A 19470-nucleotide genomic window follows, 5' to 3' on the forward strand; every position below is an offset into this window, starting at 1 on the left:
AATTCTAGAAGTGAAAGGCGGTTGGCGCCTGACGCGGCACCGCTATATATAGTTGATACAAGGTGAGGTCAAGCACAGGGTTCTGTGCGCACTCGCCTCATGCCTTGGAAAAAAGGCTCGGTTCGGCTTGCACCAAAGCAAAGCGTGGCACCTGCTCGCCGTCAACCTCGACTGACTCGAGAAACATGCTCAGAGGGCGCACCCAAAAGCCGTAATCGCCATACAGGGCTTGGTAAAAGACCACTTCTTCTTCGGTCTCGGAATGCCGCGCAACACTGAATACGCGGTACTGCGGACCTTTGTAATGTTGGTAGAGCCCAGGTTGTATCGGCATGGTTTGGCCCTCACTCAAATTTTTTCAAAATAAAAACAAAATAAATCCACAAAAACAAAAACCGGGGCACTTGGCCCCGGCTTCCATCGACGAGACGCTTAAACGCGTTCGAAGACGGTGGAGATGCCTTGGCCGAGACCAATGCACATAGTGGCCACCCCGAAGGTGCCGCTATTCTGCTTCATCACGTTCAGCAAGGTGCCGGAAATACGGGCACCGGAGCAACCGAACGGGTGACCCAAGGCGATCGCGCCGCCGTGCAGGTTAACCTTCTCGTTCATCTTGTCGAGCACTTTCAGATCTTTCAGCACTGGCAAGGCCTGTGCGGCGAAAGCTTCGTTGAGCTCGAAGAAGTCGATATCGTTGATGCCAAGGCCCGCGCGCTTCAAGGCTTTTTGTGTCGCCGGAACTGGACCATAGCCCATGATTGCCGGATCCACACCCGCCACTGCCATCGAACGGATAACCGCCATTGGCTGGATACCCAGGTCCTGTGCACGTTGCGCCGACATCACGATCATGCACGAAGCACCATCGGTGATCTGCGACGAAGTACCGGCAGTCACGGTGCCGCCCTTTGGATTGAAGGCAGGCTTGAGGGCCGCCAGACTTTCCAGGGTGGTTTCCGGACGAATGGTTTCGTCATAGTCGAACAGCTTCAGGAAACCGTTCTCGTCGTAGCCCTGCATCGGGATGATTTCGTCTTTGAACTTGCCTTCCACGGTTGCCTTGTGGGCCAACTGGTGGGAACGCACGCCGAAGGCGTCTTGCTGCTCGCGAGTGATGCCGTGCATTTTGCCGAGCATTTCCGCGGTCAGGCCCATCATGCCCGAGGCTTTCGCCGCGTACAGCGACATGTGCGGGTTCGGATCGACACCGTGCATCATGCTCACGTGGCCCATATGCTCGACGCCGCCAACCACGAACACGTCACCGTTGCCGGTCATGATCGCTTGCGCAGCGGTGTGCAGCGCGCTCATCGACGAGCCACACAGACGGCTGACAGTCTGGCCGGCCGAGGTGTGCGGGATCTGGGTCATCAGCGACGCCATGCGCGCGATGTTCCAGCCCTGCTCCAGGGTCTGGTTGACGCAGCCCCAGATCACGTCCTCGACTTCAGCAGGATCGACCTTGGCGTTGCGTTCCAGCAGTTTGCTGATCAGGTGCGCCGACATGTCTTCGGCGCGGGTGTTGCGGTGCATGCCGCCCTTGGAGCGGCCCATCGGAGTACGACCGAAGTCGACAATCACGACGTCTCTTGGATTCAAGCTCATAAAATTTCACTCTCGCTCAAAAGTTGGGACGCTTAACCGAAGAACCGTTGGCCGGTTTTGGCCATTTCACGCAGTTTCGCGGTCGGGTGGTACAGCGCGCCCAAATCAGCGTACTGGTCAGCCAGGGCAACGAACTCGGCAACACCGATCGAATCGATGTAGCGCAGCGCACCGCCACGGAATGGAGGGAAACCGATACCGTAGACCAGACCCATGTCGGCTTCGGCGGCAGTTTCAACGATGCCGTCTTCCAGGCAACGCACGGTTTCCAGGCAAAGCGGGATCATCATCCAGTTGATGATGTCTTCGTCAGTGACTTCGCGCTGCTCGTAAACGATCGGCTTGAGCACTTCCAGTACCGATGGATCGGCGACTTTCTTCTGCTTGCCTTTCTTGTCGGCCTCGTAGGCGTAGAAGCCCTTGCCGTTTTTCTGACCCAGGCGCTTGGCTTCGTACAGCACGTCGATGGCCGAACGACGGTCATCCTTCATGCGATCCGGGAAACCTTCAGCCATGACGTCACGACCGTGGTGACCGGTGTCGATGCCGACCACGTCCATCAGGTACGCCGGGCCCATCGGCCAGCCGAATTTTTCCATGACCTTGTCGATACGGACGAAGTCCACACCGGCACTGACCAGCTTGGCGAAACCGCCGAAGTACGGGAACAGCACGCGGTTGACCAGGAAGCCCGGGCAGTCGTTGACGACGATCGGGTTCTTGCCCATTTTCTTGGCGTAGGCAACGGTGGTGGCAACCGCCAGCTCACTCGACTTCTCGCCACGGATGACTTCCACTAGCGGCATCATGTGCACCGGGTTGAAGAAGTGCATGCCGACGAAGTTTTCCGGACGCTTGAGGGCCTTGGCCAGCAGGCTGATGGAAATGGTCGAGGTGTTGGACGCGAGGATGGTGTCCTCTTTGACCTGGCCTTCGACTTCAGCCAGTACGGCTTGCTTGACCTTCGGGTTCTCGACCACAGCTTCGACGACCAGATCGACATGACCGAAGTCGCCGTAGGACAGGGTCGGACGAATGGCGTTGAGCACTTCAGCCATTTTCGCAGCCGTCATGCGACCTTTATCAACGCGGCCAACCAGCAGCTTGGCGGCTTCAGCCAGACCTTGCTCGATGCCGTGCTCGTTGATGTCCTTCATCAGGATCGGCGTACCTTTGGAGGCCGATTGATAAGCGATACCGCCACCCATGATGCCGGCGCCGAGTACAGCGGCCTGCTTCACGTCTTTGGCGATTTCGTCGTAGGCCTTGGCCTTTTTCTTGAGTTCCTGATCGTTCAGGAACAGACCGATCAAGCTCTGCGCGGCAGAGGTCTTGGCCAGTTTGACGAAACCGGCGGCTTCGACTTCCAGCGCTTTGTCACGACCGAAGTTCGCGGCTTTCTGGATGGTTTTGATTGCTTCAACCGGCGCCGGGTAGTTCGGGCCAGCCTGGCCTGCCACGAAACCCTTGGCGGTTTCGAAAGCCATCATTTGTTCAATGGCGTTCAGCTTGAGTTTTTCAAGTTTCGGCTGACGCTTGGCCTTGAAGTCGAACTCGCCGGAAATGGCGCGCTTGATCAGTTCAAGAGCCGCTTCCTGCAGCTTCTCCGGTGCAACCACGGCGTCGACGGCGCTGACTTTCAGGGCGTCTTCAGGACGGTTTTCCTTACCGGAGGCAATCCATTCGATGGCGTTGTCGACACCGATCAGGCGCGGCAGACGCACGGTACCGCCGAAGCCCGGGTAGATGCCCAGCTTGACTTCCGGCAGACCGATCTTGGCCTTGGTCGACATGACGCGATAGTCAGCCGCCAGGCACATTTCCAGACCGCCGCCCAGTGCGATGCCATTAATGGCCACTACGGTTGGGACGTTGAGGTCTTCGAAATCGCTGAAGATCTTGTTGGCTTCGAGATTGCCAGCAACCAGCTCGGCATCCGGCAGCTTGAAGTTGTCGACAAATTCGGTGATGTCGGCGCCGACGATGAACACGTCCTTGCCACTGCTGACGATCACGCCCTTGATCGAAGCATCTGCCTTGATGGTGTCCACCGCCTGACGCAGTTCGTTCAGGGTTAGACGGTTGAACTTGTTGACGGACTCACCCTTGAGGTCGAATTTCAATTCGACGATGCCACTTTCAAGAGCTTTAACCGTGATGGCTTTACCTTCGTAAATCATCAACTGATCTCCACGATATGGAAGCTGAACAGTACACGTCGGACGCAGGCGAATGGCTCGGCAGGACGCTTTTTCGTCGATGCTAACGCCAATCCACCCGGCACACCCGCCAACGCGATAGTCGGGATTCTGTAGGAGCAGTCTGTAAGACAAACGCTCAATTCATACGCCCGTTTGATTTGGGTACGTCACCTTCACGGAATTTCCGACAATTGTCAATCGCCCAAAATACGGGTTGAAAAGCGACTTTGCGGTCATTTCTGTAAGACGAAGACCCGCAACACGCATCTGCATGTGAAGTCATTCATAGAATCAATAGTTAGAAAAGTCGCCCTAATTCGCCGCAGCCATTGTTTAAAGGGCTACGCTGGAGTGACTGCACGGAGATGTCGCTGACCGAGTCAACATCAAAAGAGTTTCCGGCCTGCCTGGCCAACCCCGCCCGATGAATCATGTCGGGCTTTTTATTGCTCGTCTGCCGGACGCTCCCCACCGTTGCAGTGGGAAAAGTCCGCGCGTCACGCCAGCGCTTTCAGAGTGGCATCGATATCCAGCAAAACCGTGGCGTCGCCCTTCTCGCCCCAATACAAGGCGATCATCTGCTTGTCTGCCTCGACTTTGAAAACATTGCCCGGCAACTTTTCGAAATGATTGAGCAGCGCGCGATCTTCGCAGACTTCCTGCCACTGATTAACCCAGATACCCGGCGTTTTCTGCCAGTAAGTCCAGCAGGCAGGCGACTTGCCACGGCGCGGCCGATGATACTGCGCGCACGGGTTTGGTGGCTCTTGCGCCAGCCAGTGCGGCCATTCCTGAGGCGCCAGTTGCATGGCCAGGCCAATGCGCCGCGCCTCCATGCGCAGGGCGATGCGACCGCTTTGCGCGCGCGATGGGCGCAACCACGCCAGCGGACTTAAAACCACCAGCAGGATTGACACCACCAACCAGACCGTCATATCTCTATTCTCAATTCTCGGTGAGCGCATTGTGTCACTTTGGAACCAATGCGCTTGAAACCAGCCATACTTAACAATATTGAAACCTCACGAGGAGCACCTCATGCCCTACCACCATATCCTGGTCGCCGTAGATCTGACCGAAGAGTGCGACCCTGTGATTCACCGCGCCCGAGAGCTGTCGGTGAGCAATGGCGCCAAGCTTTCGCTGGTGCATATCGTCGAACCTATGGCCATGGCGTTCGGCGGCGACGTACCGATGGATCTGTCACAACTGCAACAACAGCAGTTCGATCAGGCCAAGGAACGCCTTGAGCGTTTGAAACAAAAGTACACTGAGCTTGAAGGCGCAAACTGCCACCTGACCTACGGCCAGCCACGCCAGGAAATCCATCATTTCGCCAAAGAACAAACGTGCGATCTGATCGTGGTCGGCAGCCATGGCCGACATGGTCTGGCGCTGTTGCTCGGCTCGACCGCGAATGACGTGCTGCACGGCGCGCCATGCGACGTCCTCGCCGTCCACCTGGTCAAACGCTGAAACACTGATCATTGTGGGAGCGAGCCTGCTCGCGAAGGCGTCGGCACACAGCATTAATGCCGCCTGACACACCGCATTCGCGAGCAGGCTCGCTCCCACATTGGGTCTCCACCCGAATATGAAAAGCCCGGCGTTCATCACTGAACGCCGGGCTTTTTCACATCCGGATCAATCAGGCATCCAGCTCGGCCCAACGTTCCATCAACGCATCCAGCTCAGCCTGCAACTGCTCCAGCGAAGCAATCACCTTGGCTGTTTCAGCCGGTGGACGCTGATAGAAACCGCCGTCAGCCATCTCGGCCTCCACTGCGGCAATCTGCTGTTCCTTGGCGTCGATATCGCCCGGCAACGCTTCCAGCTCACGCTGCAGTTTGTAGCTCAGCTTTTTCTTCGCCGCCGGAGCAGCTGCCGCAGGCGCTGCGACCACTGCGGGCTCTGCAGTAACCACCGCCGAATTCAGATCAGCCTTACCCGACTTGCTTTCAGTCACGCCCAACAGACGCGGCGAACCACCCTGACGGATCCAGTCCTGATAGCCGCCGACGTATTCACGCACCTTGCCTTCACCTTCGAAGACCAAGGTACTGGTGACCACGTTGTCGAGGAATGCCCGGTCGTGGCTGACCATCAGCACGGTGCCGTTGAAAGTCAGCAGCACTTCTTCGAGCAGCTCGAGGGTTTCCACATCAAGGTCGTTGGTCGGTTCGTCGAGCACCAGCAGGTTCGCCGGTTTACTGAACAGTTTGGCCAGCAACAGACGCGCACGCTCACCACCCGACAACGCCTTGACCGGCGTGCGGGCACGCTGCGGGCTGAACAGGAAGTCGCCGAGGTAGCTCAGCACGTGACGGCTCTGGCCGTCGATATCGATGAAGTCGCGACCTTCGGCGACGTTGTCGATCACGGTCTTTTCCAGATCCAGCTGATGACGCAACTGGTCGAAGTAGGCCACGTCGATCCGCGTGCCCTCTTCCACTTTGCCGCTGGTCGGCTGCAGACCACTGAGCATCAGTTTCAGCAGAGTGGTCTTGCCGGTACCGTTGGCGCCGAGCAGACCGATACGGTCGCCGCGCGTCAGCACCATCGAGAAGTCCTTGATCAGGAACGGGCCGCCCGGGTGAGCGAAACTCACGTTCTCGAGGACCATCACCTGCTTGCCGGACTTGTCGGCAGTGTCCAGCTGAATGTTGGCCTTGCCAGTGCGCTCGCGACGCTCGCTGCGCTCAACGCGCAGGGCTTTCAGGGCGCGGACGCGGCCTTCGTTACGGGTGCGGCGCGCCTTGATGCCCTGACGGATCCAGACCTCTTCCTGGGCCAGTTTCTTGTCGAACAGCGCGTTGGCGGTCTCTTCAGCGGCCAGCGCGGCTTCTTTGTGCACGAGGAAACTGGCGTAGTCGCCGTTCCAGTCGATCAGGCCGCCGCGATCCAGTTCGAGGATGCGCGTGGCGAGGTTTTGCAGGAAGGAACGGTCGTGCGTGATGAACAGCACGGCGCCCTGGAAATCTTTCAGCGCTTCTTCGAGCCAGGCAATAGCACCGATGTCCAGGTGGTTGGTCGGTTCGTCGAGCAGCAGCAGATCCGGCTCGGACACCAGCGCCTGCGCCAGCAGCACGCGACGACGCCAGCCGCCGGACAACTGGGCGAGGGTCTTGTCGGCCGGCAGTTGCAGACGGCTCAAGGTGCTTTCGACCAGAGTCTGCAAACGCCAGCCATCACGGGCTTCGAGGTCCTGCTGAACGTGCATCAGCTTGTTCAGGTCATCTTCAGTGACGCAGTTCTGCGCGAGGTGATGGTACTCGGCGAGCAACGCACCCACGCCATCAAGGCCTTCAGCGACCACGTCGAACACCGTCCGATCGTCGGCCACCGGAAGTTCTTGCGGCAATTCGCCGATTTTCAGACCGGGGGCACGCCACACCGAGCCTTCATCGGGCTTCTGGTCGCCCTTGACCAGTTTCATCATGCTGGACTTGCCAGTGCCGTTGCGGCCGATGATGCACACCCGCTCACCACGGGCGATCTGCCAGGACACCTTGTCCAACAACGGCATAGCGCCGAACGCAAGGGACACATCGCTGAATTTGAGCAGGGTCATGAGCTTCTCCAAAAACCGGGCGCGCATTCTACCTGAGTTAGGACCTCAGCAGGCCGGCAATTTGTCTGTCGAAGCACTCTGCACAACATTTGTTGCGAACTTGTGCTGCGAGGCCCGCAAAGCTTTCGCCGCTTGCTGGCAAAAGGCTAAGCTACAGACAATTCAGTGCTGATTCGTGTCGGCACTTGTCATGATTTCTCTGCCCGGATGTCTCATGCGCAGTCGCCTTTTCAGTGTCTTGTCCTGCTTGCTACTTACCGCCGCTGCCGCTCAATCCGCCCAGGCGGTGGACCTGTCCACCCAACGCCAGTATTACGATGAAGCCAAGCGCGCTTTGGCCAAGGGCGATACCGGCCCGTATTTCCGTTACAGCCAGGCACTGGCCGATTACCCGCTGGAACCGTACCTGGCCTACGACGAACTGACCGCGCGCCTGAAAACCGCGAGCAATGCGGAAATCGAAAAATTCCTCGCCGAACACGGCGATCTGCCCCAGGCCAACTGGATGAAACTGCGCTGGTTGCGCTGGCTCGCCGACCGTGGCGACTGGGCGACCTTCGTCAAGTATTACGATCCGAAACTCAACTTCACCGAACTGGACTGCCTCAACGCGCAGTACCAGATCACCCACGACAAAAAAGCCGAAGGCTATGCCAACGCCGACAAACTGTGGCTGACCGGCAAATCGCAGCCTGCCGCCTGTGACGGACTGTTCGGCATCTGGGCTGCCGACGGCCAGCTCACCGAGCAGAAGCGCTGGGAGCGCACCAAGCTCGCCGCTCAGGCTCGCAACTATCCGCTGGCCAACAGCCTGGTCAACGGCCTGACCACCCTCGCCCCGCGCGGCCGATTACTGGTCGACGTCGCGCAGAAACCCGAGCTGCTCAATCAGACTTCGCGTTTCACCCCGGCCGATGAGCCGATGTCCGATGTGGTCAGCCTCGGTCTGCGCCGCTTGGCGCGTCAGGATCCAGACAAGGCCATGGCCCTGCTCGACGGCTACGCCAGCAGCATGCATTTCTCCCGCGATGAAAAAGTCGCGATCGCCCGGGAAATCGGCCTGACCCTCGCTCGACGTTTCGACAGCCGCGCGCTGGATGTGATGACCAAGTACGACCCCGAACTGCGCGACAACACCGTTTCCGAATGGCGTTTGCGCCTGCTGTTGCGTCTGGCTCGTTGGGACGACGCCTATCAGTTGACCCGCCGTCTGCCGCAGGATCTGGCCACCACCAACCGCTGGCGCTACTGGCAGGCGCGCAGTCTGGAACTGGCCCAGCCGCAGAACCCGGAAGCGCAAACGCTGTACAAAAACCTTGCGCGCGAACGTGACTTTTATGGTTTCCTCGCCGCCGACCGCTCGCAATCGCCCTACTCGCTGAACAACAAGCCACTGGTGCTTAGCCAGGCGCTGATCAACAAGGTGCGCAACACCCCGGGCGTACGCCGCGCGCTGGAATTCCATGCTCGTGGTCAGATCGTCGACGGTCGTCGCGAGTGGTATCACGTCAGCCGCCATTTCAACCGCGATGAGATGGTTGCCCAAGCGAAACTGGCTTACGACCTGAAATGGTACTTTCCGGCGATCCGCACCATCAGTCAGGCGCAGTACTGGGACGATCTGGATATCCGCTTCCCGATGGCCCACCGCGAAACGCTCGTGCGTGAAGCCAAGGTGCGTGGTCTGCATTCGAGCTGGGTGTTTGCCATCACCCGCCAGGAAAGCGCCTTCATGGACGACGCGCGCTCCGGCGTCGGCGCCAGCGGCCTGATGCAACTGATGCCCGGCACCGCCAAGGAAACCGCGCGCAAGTTCAGCATCCCGCTGGCCTCTCCGCAGCAGGTGCTGGATCCGGACAAAAACATCCAGCTCGGCGCCGCTTACCTGAGCCAGGTGCACAGCCAGTTCAACGGCAACCGCGTCCTCGCCTCCGCCGCCTACAACGCCGGACCGGGTCGCGTACGCCAATGGCTGCGCGGCGCCGATCACTTGAGTTTCGACGTCTGGGTCGAAAGCATCCCGTTCGACGAAACCCGTCAATACGTGCAGAACGTGCTGTCGTACTCGGTGATCTACGGCCAGAAGCTCAACTCACCGCAGCCGCTGGTGGATTGGCATGAGCGCTACTTCGACGATCAGTGATCACCTGACTGACGCCGACTAACGAAAAATGCCCGTATCGCGAGATACGGGCATTTTTTATGGGCACAACCTGAGCGGCTATTTAGTGAATGGCAGGATCGGTGACAGGATTCGTTGACGCGCTCTTGCCATCATTGAACTGCAACGCTGCCAACCGCGCATACAGCGGATTGCTGGCAATCAGCTCCTGATGAGTACCAATAGCCACAAGTTTGCCCTGATCCATCACTGCAATCCGGTCAGCGTTTTTCACCGTGGCCAGTCGATGCGCAATCACCAGCGTGGTGCGGTTCTGCATCAGACTCGGCAGGGCTTCCTGAATCAGGTGTTCGCTCTGCGCATCGAGGGCGCTGGTGGCTTCGTCCAGCAGCAGGATTGGCGCGTCGACCAATAACGCCCGGGCGATCGCCAGACGCTGACGCTGGCCACCGGAGAGGCCGAGGCCACCATCGCCGAGATGTGTCTGGTAACCGTTGGGCATTTTCTCGATGAAGTCGTGGGCGTGTGCGATTTTCGCCGCTTCCTTCACCTGCTCCAGCGTCGCCCCCGGATTGCCATAACGAATATTCTCTTCAACGCTGCCGAAAAACAGCGCCGGCGACTGCGAGACCAAGGCGAAGTGGCGGCGCAGGTCCAGCGGATCGAGGCTGGTCAGCGGTACGCCATCAATCAGGATCCGACCTTCCACAGGGTCATAAAAGCGCAATAGCAAATCGTATACCGTGGACTTGCCGGCGCCGGACGGCCCCACCAGCGCCAGTGTCTCTCCGGCCCGGATGGTCAGATTCAAGCCGTTGACGGCGTAGCTTTCAGGACGTGAAGGGTAGGAAAAACGCACTTCCTGCAATTGCAGCTCGCCGCGCACGCGCTGCGGCAAGGTCACCAGCCCGGTGGTGGGCGGCTGGATGATGTTTTCTGACCCCAGCAGTTCGGCGATGCGCTCGGCGGCACCTGCCGCGCGTTGCAATTCGCCAATCACCTCACTCAGGGTGCCGATCGCGCTGCCGACAATCAGACTGTAGAAAACAAACGCCGCCAGTTCACCACCGGTGATGCGCCCGGCAATCACGTCCATGCCGCCGACCCACAACATCACCGCCACCGCGCCGAGCACCAGCACGATCACCATGGTGATCATCCATGAGCGCTGAAAGATGCGTTTGCGCGCCGTGTCGAACGCGTCCTCGACGGTTGTCGCAAAACGGCGCTCATCCTGCACCTGATGGTTGTAGGCCTGCACGGTTTTGATCTGGCCGAGGGTTTCCGACACATAGCTGCCGATATCGGCCACCCGGTCCTGGCTCAATCGCGACAGATTGCGCACGCGCCGGCCGAAGATCAGGATCGGTGCCACCACGAACGGCAAGGCAATCACCACGATGCTGGTGAGTTTCGCGTTGGTCACGAACAACAGAATGACACCGCCGATGACCATCAGCAGGTTACGCAGGAACATCGACAGCGATGAGCCGATCACCGACTGCAGCAGCGTTGTATCGGCGGTCAGCCGCGACTGGATCTCCGAACTGCGGTTGTTCTCATAGAAGCCGGGGTGCAGATAAACCAGATGGTTGAACACCTCGCGGCGAATATCGGCCACGCAACGCTCGCCGATCCACGACACCCAGTAAAACCGCGCGAACGTGCCGACAGCCAGCCCCAGTACCATCAGCATGAAGATGCCGATGCTCTGGTTGAGCTGATGCGGCGACTGGGTCATGAAGCCGCGGTCGACCAACAGTTTGATTCCCTGCCCCATCGACAGCGTGACGGCAGCGGTAACGATCAACGCCAGCAGCGCACCGATGACCTGCCAGCGATAAGGGGCCAGAAATCGGCTGGTCAGACGCAGGGCGCGCCGGTGCCGGGAAGAAAGCTTCGGGGTCATTCAGGTACACATCCGTGTTGATGAAAGGGCTAGCCTAAACCTTCTTGGGGCGGAACTCTGTAAATCACAATGAGTCAGGTTAAATATGCCCCCAAAGACTAGGCCATAGTTACTATTGGTCTAAAGTCCCGGTTGAGACGAGCGGTCGTTTCTGTTTGAGTGGAGATGCCCCCACTGACAGACCGCAGGGAGTTGTCACAGCCCGGTCACGTGGCGGTTTTACCCTAGGCACACAACCTGATGAGGAGACAGGCCATGTCCTTGCAACACAGCAGCGAAGACAAAATTGAAGTGATCCGCACCAAGCCCGGCCAGACTCTGGGTTGCTCGATTATCGATAAGGATGGGCGTGAAGTACCGATCACTGAAGACATGATCCAGGACGCGTGCCGCGAACTGGACAAGCGATTGGTCAAGCCTGCCGAACAAGAGTGATATAGCCACCGTCTTCATGACCCGGTCCTTTTGACCGGGTTTTTTCTGTCTGCAGATCCGGCATTTGTGGCGCCCCCTTCGCGAGCAGGCTCGCTCCCACATGGACCTCTATTCGCTGAAGATCTCCTGTGGGAGCGAGCCTGCTCGCGAAAGGGCCGACTCGGCTTCTAGACAGCCACCGCCCCCAGCGCCGCGACGATCTTCGCCAACGCCGGCGATACCCCTTCAATCCGCACCTTCAGCCCTTCAATCTCGCGCCGCACCGGATACTGCTTGCGCAACACATCGAACGCCGCACGCTGCTCGCCGACATTGCCTACCAGGCTGCGGCGAAAATCCGCGTCATCGCGGCGCGGGTCGTACACCCCACGGCATAACATCGCCAGCGCCCAAGCCGGATCGCTGTCAGCATTCAGGGTCACTTCAGACAACCACGGTGCGGGCAAAAGATCACTGAGTTGAATAATTGCCGGTTGGCCGCTGAATGCGCAATACGCCTGATAAATCTGCGCCGTTCCGCGCTGTTTGCCGTCGAGGCTGTAACCGGCAATGTGCGGGGTCGCCAGCACGCAGAGTTCGGCCAACGCCACATCAACCTCCGGTTCGGCCTCCCAGACGTCGAGAACGGCTTGCAGGTCTTCACGCTCCAGCAACACTTCGCGCAGGGCAAGGTTATCCACCACGGGACCACGGGCCGCGTTGATCAGCCATGCGCCGGGCTTGAGCTGCTGCAAACGTTGCTGATCGAACAGATGCCAGGTCGCGCCGTCACCGCTGCGGGTCAACGGCGTGTGCAGACTGATCACGTCGCACTGTTCGATGATCGCTTCAAGGCTGACGTAATCGCCGCCCTCGGCAGCCTGACGCGGCGGATCGCAGACTTTGACATTCCAGCCAAAGCCCTTCAGGACCTTGATCAGACGCCCGCCCACTTCACCGGCACCGACGACACCATAGGTCCGTTGAGCAAGATCGACGCCTTCGATTTCGGCAAGCGTCATCAGGCTACCCAGCACGTAATCAACCACGCCACGGGCATTGCAGCCAGGCGCACTCGACCAGGTGATGCCGACCTCATTGAAGTAATCGAGATCCAGATGATCCGTACCGATGGTGCAAGTGCCGACAAAACGTACCTTGCTGCCTTCAAGCAACGCACGGTTGACGTTGGTCACCGAACGTACGAGCAACACGTCGGCCTGCTCGACCGTCGCACGGTCGATGGAACGGCCCGGCACCCGGCGGATCTCGCCGAAACCGGCAAAAAAGGCATCGAGCAGCGGGATATTTTCGTCGGCAACAATCAGCATGGCGGGCTCCTTTGGCGGATCGGCAGTTTAGGTGCAGATCGGTCGCCGGGCCAGCAGGCTTTGCGCTTACAAATCCGCAACAGAGGATTTTTCCTGACCAAGGCGTCAGCGGCGTAGAATGCGGCGCCTTGCGCATCAACACCTGTGGACGCTTTGCCTGTGAATTCTGTAACTGACCAACCTGTCGCCGTCTCCCTGACCCGCCCCGCGCGGATTCGCCTGGAGTTCAAGAACCTTCTCGCCCTCGCGTTGCCGATCATCATCGCGCAACTGGCGACCACAGCCATGGGCTTCGTCGATGCAGTGATGGCCGGGCGCGTCGGGCCGAAAGATCTGGCGGCGGTGGCGCTGGGCAACTCGATCTGGGTGCCGGTGTTTCTGCTGATGACCGGCACTCTGCTGGCAACCACGCCGAAAGTCGCCCAGCGTTTTGGGGCTGGCACCCATAGCGAAATCGGCCCGCTCGTGCGTCAGGCGCTGTGGCTGGCGCTGGTGGTCGGACTGATCGCGACCGCGATGCTGGTTGCCGCCGAGCCGGTACTGCACCTGATGAAAGTCGATCCCGAGTTGATCGGCCCGTGCATGCAATACCTGCACGGCATCGCCAGCGGTCTGCCGGCGGTGGCGTTCTATCACGTACTGCGTTGCACCAGTGACGGCATCGGCCGTACCCGTCCGGCGATGGTGCTGGGTCTGTGCGGTCTGGCGTTGAACATTCCGCTGAACTACATCTTCATTTATGGCCACTTCGGCGTGCCGGCCATGGGTGGCGTTGGTTGCGGCTGGGCCACGGCGATTGTGATGTGGGTGATGGCATTGGGGCTGGCCGGGTATGAGCGCTGGGCGCCGGCTTATCGTTCCAGTGAAATTTTCAGCCGTTTCGACTGGCCGCAATGGGTGGTGATCAAACGCCTGCTGGCGATTGGTCTGCCGATCGGTATCGCGGTGTTTGCCGAGTCGAGCATTTTTGCCGTGATTGCGCTGTTGATCGGCAGCCTCGGTGCCACCGTGGTCGCCGGGCACCAGATTGCGCTGAACGTCAGTTCGCTGGTGTTCATGATTCCGTATTCGCTGGGCATGGCTGTAACCGTGCGTGTCGGTCAGGCGCTGGGCCGAGAAGAACCTCGCGAGGCACGTTTTGCTGCCGGCGTCGGTATGGGCACCGCGCTGGCCTACGCCTGTCTGTCGGCGAGCATGATGCTGTTGCTGCGCGAGCCGATTGCGGCGATCTACACCGCTGACCCGACGGTGATTCACATTGCAGCGATGCTGATTGTGTATTCGGCGCTGTTCCAGTTTTCCGACGCGATCCAGGTGACCGCTGCCGGCGCACTGCGCGGTTATCAGGACACGCGGGTGACGATGATCCTGACCCTGTTCGCCTATTGGGGCATTGGCTTGCCGGTGGGCTATGCCCTCGGCCTGACCGACTGGCTCGGCGAGCCACGCGGCCCTAGCGGCTTGTGGCAAGGTTTGATCGTTGGCTTGAGCTGTGCAGCTTTGATGCTGTCGATTCGGTTGACGCGTAGCGCGCGCAAGCGGATTCGGATCAGTCGTTCGGCGGGTTAAATCCGTTACGCCAGACAAAAATGTGGGAGCGAGCCTGCTCGCGAATGCGGTGTATCAGTCGCCATTAATAGTGACTGAGATACCGCTTTCGCGAGCAGGCTCGCTCCCACATTTGGTTTTGCGTTCGCCTGGGATTCAGGCGTGTTTCTTACGGATCCAGTACAAATAGGTACCGGCCTCTTCGTGCTGGCCCACCAGTTCGTGGTCGAGAAACACGCAGAATTTGGGGATATCGCGTTTGGTTGACGGATCGGTGGCGATCACCTTGAGCAGGCCGCCAGGTACCAGGTCACGGATGTGTTGATGCAGCATCATCACCGGTTCCGGGCAATTGAGGCCGGTGGCGTCAAGGGTGCCGTCGACCGGGGTATCGATCATTTCACTCATGATTCACTCCTGAAACTGGCCGGCATTGTCGCGCATTGCCGGGTATTCGGTCATCTGTGGTGTTACGCCACACCCTATGTAGGCGCTGCCGAAGGCTGCGATCTTTGCTTTTTAAGATCAAAAGATCGCAGCCTGCGGCAGCTCCTACAGGGGTTTTGCGGTGTTTCAGCGAGCTTTGGTTTTCTTCACGTCATGCCTGCGCAGGTGGCAGGTCACTTCTTCGCGGTCGTGATACAGCTGTTTGCAGCCGATATCGACCTTGATCCCGCGCGCCTTGAAACCATCGGCAATGCGTTCGAGCAAGCGCTTCACTTCGGCGTAACGCTGCTTCATCGGCAACTTCAGGTTGACCACCGCCTCGCGGCAATGCCCTTCGCCGATCCACTCTTCAAGCATCGCGGCGTTGCGCGCCGGTTTCTCGACGATGTCGCAGACCATCCAGTCCACCGGTTGCTTGGGCTTGAAGGTGAAACCGTCGGCCATCAAATGCTGGACCAGACCGGTGTCCATCAGGCTCTCAGCCATCGGGCCGTTGTCGATGGCAGTCACCAACATGCCGCGATTGACCAGTTGCCAGGTCCAGCCGCCTGGCGCGGCACCGAGGTCGACGCCGGTCATATCGCTGTGCAGACGATCTTCCCACTGATCACGCGGGATGAAGTGGTGCCAGGCCTCTTCCAGCTTCAGCGTCGAACGGCTTGGCGCCTCACGCGGGAACTTCAGGCGCGGAATACCCATCGGCCACATCGCCGAGTTACCGGCATCGGCCATCCCCAGAAACACTTCACGACCGCTCTTGAAGGTCAGCAACAGACGCGGCTTGCTGGCGTCCTCCACCAGTTTGCCGGCGCCGGTCAGCGCCTTGCGCAACGGGCCTTCAAATTTTTTGCAAAAGTTCGACAGTTCCTTGCCGTCGTTGGTGTCGACGACTTCCAGCCACAGGCTGCCGCAAACCGGGAATTCGGCCACGTGCGCGAGAATCACGCTGATGCGGTCGGTTTCCGGCAGATCGATGAATACCCCGCGCGCCCATTGGCGCGGGAAGATCAATTCGGCGAAACGCTGGCCGCGCATCAGGCGCTCGGCGCCGTCTTCTTCGGTGCAGACAAACTCGGCGAAGGCGGTGGCCGCTTTGGCCTTAGCGTAGCCGGCCACGTTGAGTTGCGCGGCGAGGTCGGAAATCTCCGAACAGACTTCGCCTTCGAAGCCTGGCCGGCAATGCATGAATAGGGTGTTCATTCTTACTCCTGGGCAGTGGGCGTTCATTCGGCCACTGCGCGATGTCCAGACCTTGCGTTGCAGCAAAGCCTGTCACGAAAACCGGCGCATGATAGCCGATGTCGGAACCTTGGTTCCGCTCATAGAGTCCAGTTATTAGCCAGCTAATGAAAACAGGGCTACGTTGATAGCTCTGCCCGTCCCCTCAATCCGTAGCCGTGCGGATTCAAAGGAGTGATCGTAATGCCGTCCCTCGATAGCCTGAAGACCCTTAAAACACTGCAAATCGACGACAAGACCTACCACTATTTCAGCTTGCCGGATGCCGCCAAAAGCCTGGGCGATCTCGACAAGTTACCGATGTCACTGAAAGTCCTGCTGGAAAACCTGCTGCGCTGGGAAGATGAAAAAACTGTCACCGGCGCCGACCTCAAGGCGATTGCGGCGTGGCTCAAGGAGCGTCGCTCCGATCTTGAAATCCAGTACCGCCCGGCCCGCGTCTTGATGCAGGATTTTACCGGCGTACCCGCCGTGGTTGATCTCGCCGCGATGCGTGCGGCGATGGCCAAGGCCGGTGGCGATCCACAGCGAATCAATCCGCTGTCGCCGGTGGATCTGGTGATCGACCACTCGGTGATGGTCGACAAATTCGCCACGCCTAGCGCGTTCGAGCAGAACGTCGACATCGAAATGCAGCGCAACGGCGAACGTTATGCCTTCCTGCGTTGGGGCCAGAGCGCTTTTGACAACTTCAGCGTGGTGCCGCCGGGCACCGGCATCTGCCATCAGGTCAATCTCGAATACCTCGGCCGCACCGTGTGGACCAAGGATGAAGACGGCCGCACCTACGCGTTCCCCGACACGCTGGTCGGTACCGACTCGCACACCACCATGATCAACGGCCTCGGCGTACTCGGCTGGGGCGTCGGCGGGATCGAAGCGGAAGCGGCGATGCTCGGGCAACCGGTGTCGATGCTGATTCCGGAAGTGATCGGTTTCAAACTGACCGGCAAACTCAAGGAAGGCATCACGGCCACCGACCTGGTGCTGACGGTGACGCAGATGCTGCGCAAGAAAGGTGTAGTGGGCAAGTTCGTCGAGTTCTACGGTGACGGCCTCGTTGATCTGCCGCTCGCCGACCGCGCGACCATCGCCAACATGGCCCCGGAATACGGCGCGACGTGCGGTTTTTTCCCTGTCGACGACGTGACGCTTGAATACCTGCGCCTGTCGGGTCGGCCGCCAGAAACGGTGAAACTGGTCGAGGCGTACACCAAGGCTCAGGGGTTGTGGCGTCTGCCCGGTCAGGAGCCGGTGTTCACCGACAGCTTGGCGCTGGACATGGGCAGCGTCGAAGCGAGCCTGGCCGGACCGAAACGTCCACAGGATCGCGTCTCGCTGCCGAATGTACCGCAAGCCTTCAGCGACTTCATCGACCTGCAATTCAAACCCACCAGCAAGGAAGAAGGACGTCTGGAGAGTGAGGGCGGTGGTGGCGTCGCCGTGGGCAATGCAGATCTGGTCGGCGAAACCGATTACGAATACGAAGGCCACACCTATCGCCTGAAAAACGGTGCGGTGGTCATCGCCGCAATTACCTCCTGCACCAACACCTCCAACCCGAGCGTGATGATGGCCGCCGGGTTGTTGGCGAAGAAAGCCGTGGAGAAAGGCCTGACCCGCAAACCGTGGGTGAAGAGTTCGCTGGCGCCGGGTTCGAAAGTGGTCACCGACTACTACAAGGCGGCGGGGCTAACGCAGTATCTCGACCGGCTCGGGTTTTCCCTGGTCGGCTATGGCTGCACCACCTGCATCGGCAACTCCGGACCGCTGCCGGAACCGATCGAGAATGCCATCCAGAAAGCCGACCTCACCGTGGCATCCGTGCTGTCCGGTAACCGCAACTTCGAAGGCCGCGTGCATCCACTGGTAAAAACCAACTGGCTGGCCTCGCCACCGCTGGTGGTCGCCTATGCCTTGGCCGGCAGTGTGCGCAGCGATATCAGCAGCGAACCGCTGGGCGAGGACCAGCAAGGCAATCCGGTGTACCTGCGCGATATCTGGCCATCGAGTAAAGAGATCGCCGATGCGGTCAATCAGGTCAACACGGCGATGTTCCATAAGGAATACGCCGAAGTGTTTGCCGGTGATGAGCAGTGGCAGGCCATCGAGGTTCCGCAAGCGGCGACTTACGTGTGGCAGGACGATTCGACCTACATCCAGCACCCGCCTTTCTTCGACGATATCTCCGGCCCACTGCCGGACATCAAGGACGTCAAAGGTGCACGAGTATTGGCCCTGCTCGGCGACTCGGTAACCACCGATCATATTTCCCCCGCCGGCAACATCAAGGCTGACAGCCCTGCCGGGCGTTATCTGCGCGAAAAAGGCGTGGAGCCACGGGACTTCAACTCTTACGGCTCACGGCGCGGCAATCATGAAGTGATGATGCGCGGCACCTTCGCCAACATCCGTATTCGCAATGAAATGCTCGGCGGTGAAGAAGGTGGCAACACGATCTACATTCCGACCGGCGAGAAACTGGCGATCTACGATGCGGCGATGAAGTACCAGGCTTCGGGCACACCGCTGGTGGTGATTGCCGGGCAAGAGTACGGCACCGGTTCCAGCCGTGACTGGGCGGCCAAGGGCACCAATTTGCTCGGCGTGAAAGCGGTGATCGCGGAAAGCTTCGAGCGGATCCACCGTTCCAATCTGGTGGGCATGGGTGTGCTGCCGCTGCAGTTCAAGCTTGATCAGAACCGCAAGAGCCTAAACCTGACCGGCAAGGAAACCTTCGAGATTCTGGGCCTCACCGGCGTCGAGCTGACACCGCGAATGAATCTGCCGCTGGTGATTACCCGTGAGGACGGGCGCCAAGAGAAGATCGAGGTGTTGTGCCGGATCGATACGTTGAATGAGGTGGAATACTTCAAATCGGGCGGGATTTTGCATTACGTCCTGCGCCAATTGATCGCCTCGTAACGCACAAACCAAAGTAGGAGCTGCCGCAGGCTGCGATCTTTTGATCTTGCTTTTAAAAGCCAAAGTCAAAAGATCGCAGCCTGCGGCAGCTCCTACATACAGGCGAAAAAAAACCCGCCGAAGCGGGTTTTTCCCAAGACCATTATCGACTCGCT

14 protein-coding genes are annotated in these 19470 nt (G+C 59.4%); 5 read left to right on the top strand and 9 right to left on the bottom strand.

Annotated features, from left to right (window positions below):
* Window positions 1–97: 97 nt before the first annotated feature.
* The 4 genes from PspR84_RS19745 to PspR84_RS19760 form a co-directional block, all read right to left on the bottom strand.
* A complete protein-coding gene (locus tag PspR84_RS19745) occupies window positions 98–334 on the bottom strand; it encodes a DUF1653 domain-containing protein (RefSeq protein WP_007910467.1) in 237 nt (78 codons plus the stop codon).
* Window positions 335–432: 98 nt separating this feature from the next.
* Complete coding sequence (gene fadA, locus PspR84_RS19750) at window positions 433–1608, bottom strand: acetyl-CoA C-acyltransferase FadA (RefSeq protein WP_007910465.1); 1176 nt, start codon at window positions 1606–1608, stop codon at window positions 433–435.
* A 32-nt stretch (window positions 1609–1640) separates the two neighbouring features.
* Complete coding sequence (gene fadB / locus PspR84_RS19755) at window positions 1641–3788, bottom strand: fatty acid oxidation complex subunit alpha FadB (protein ID WP_034156439.1); 2148 nt, start codon at window positions 3786–3788, stop codon at window positions 1641–1643.
* A gap of 518 nt (window positions 3789–4306) precedes the next feature.
* Complete coding sequence (locus PspR84_RS19760; RefSeq protein ID WP_077573838.1) at window positions 4307–4744, bottom strand: hypothetical protein; 438 nt, start codon at window positions 4742–4744, stop codon at window positions 4307–4309.
* Between the two features lie 103 nt (window positions 4745–4847).
* On the opposite strand from PspR84_RS19760, the gene PspR84_RS19765 reads away from it, so the two are divergent.
* Window positions 4848–5285: a universal stress protein gene (locus tag PspR84_RS19765; protein WP_150708091.1), complete on the top strand. Its 438-nt coding sequence runs from the start codon at window positions 4848–4850 to the stop codon at window positions 5283–5285.
* Window positions 5286–5457: 172 nt separating this feature from the next.
* Here the strand turns inward: PspR84_RS19765 and PspR84_RS19770 are convergent, their stop codons facing one another.
* Window positions 5458–7380: an ATP-binding cassette domain-containing protein gene (locus PspR84_RS19770; protein WP_160058823.1), complete on the bottom strand. Its 1923-nt coding sequence runs from the start codon at window positions 7378–7380 to the stop codon at window positions 5458–5460.
* Window positions 7381–7594: 214 nt separating this feature from the next.
* Between PspR84_RS19770 and PspR84_RS19775 the strand changes: the two genes are divergently transcribed.
* Entirely contained in the window at window positions 7595–9523 is a 1929-nt protein-coding gene (locus tag PspR84_RS19775) for a transglycosylase SLT domain-containing protein (protein ID WP_160058824.1), read from the top strand.
* Window positions 9524–9605: 82 nt separating this feature from the next.
* On the opposite strand, the gene PspR84_RS19780 is transcribed toward PspR84_RS19775, so the two are convergent.
* A complete protein-coding gene (locus PspR84_RS19780) occupies window positions 9606–11411 on the bottom strand; it encodes an ABC transporter transmembrane domain-containing protein (RefSeq protein ID WP_160058825.1) in 1806 nt (601 codons plus the stop codon).
* Window positions 11412–11666: 255 nt separating this feature from the next.
* On the opposite strand from PspR84_RS19780, the gene PspR84_RS19785 reads away from it, so the two are divergent.
* Window positions 11667–11846, top strand: coding sequence for a PA1571 family protein (locus PspR84_RS19785; RefSeq protein WP_160058826.1), 180 nt, complete (start codon window positions 11667–11669; stop codon window positions 11844–11846).
* 167 nt (window positions 11847–12013) lie between these two features.
* On the opposite strand, the gene pdxB is transcribed toward PspR84_RS19785, so the two are convergent.
* The gene (gene pdxB / locus PspR84_RS19790) at window positions 12014–13156 is read right to left on the bottom strand and encodes a 4-phosphoerythronate dehydrogenase PdxB (RefSeq protein ID WP_160058827.1); all 1143 of its coding nucleotides are present in this window, start codon (window positions 13154–13156) and stop codon (window positions 12014–12016) included.
* 159 nt (window positions 13157–13315) lie between these two features.
* On the opposite strand from pdxB, the gene PspR84_RS19795 reads away from it, so the two are divergent.
* A complete protein-coding gene (locus PspR84_RS19795) occupies window positions 13316–14725 on the top strand; it encodes an MATE family efflux transporter (protein WP_108225807.1) in 1410 nt (469 codons plus the stop codon).
* Between the two features lie 135 nt (window positions 14726–14860).
* On the opposite strand, the gene tusA is transcribed toward PspR84_RS19795, so the two are convergent.
* Both tusA and rlmM read right to left on the bottom strand, forming a co-directional pair.
* Complete coding sequence (gene tusA / locus PspR84_RS19800; RefSeq protein WP_160058828.1) at window positions 14861–15112, bottom strand: sulfurtransferase TusA; 252 nt, start codon at window positions 15110–15112, stop codon at window positions 14861–14863.
* 165 nt (window positions 15113–15277) lie between these two features.
* Window positions 15278–16351 carry a 23S rRNA (cytidine(2498)-2'-O)-methyltransferase RlmM gene (gene rlmM, locus PspR84_RS19805; RefSeq protein WP_160058829.1) on the bottom strand — a complete coding sequence of 358 codons (1074 nt, stop codon included), beginning with the start codon at window positions 16349–16351 and terminating at the stop codon, window positions 15278–15280.
* A gap of 222 nt (window positions 16352–16573) precedes the next feature.
* Between rlmM and acnA the strand changes: the two genes are divergently transcribed.
* Window positions 16574–19315, top strand: coding sequence for an aconitate hydratase AcnA (acnA, locus tag PspR84_RS19810; RefSeq protein ID WP_160058830.1), 2742 nt, complete (start codon window positions 16574–16576; stop codon window positions 19313–19315).
* Window positions 19316–19470 lie beyond the last annotated feature (155 nt).

Origin of the sequence: Pseudomonas sp. R84, assembly GCF_009834515.1 — a bacterium.
Lineage (GTDB): Bacteria > Pseudomonadota > Gammaproteobacteria > Pseudomonadales > Pseudomonadaceae > Aquipseudomonas.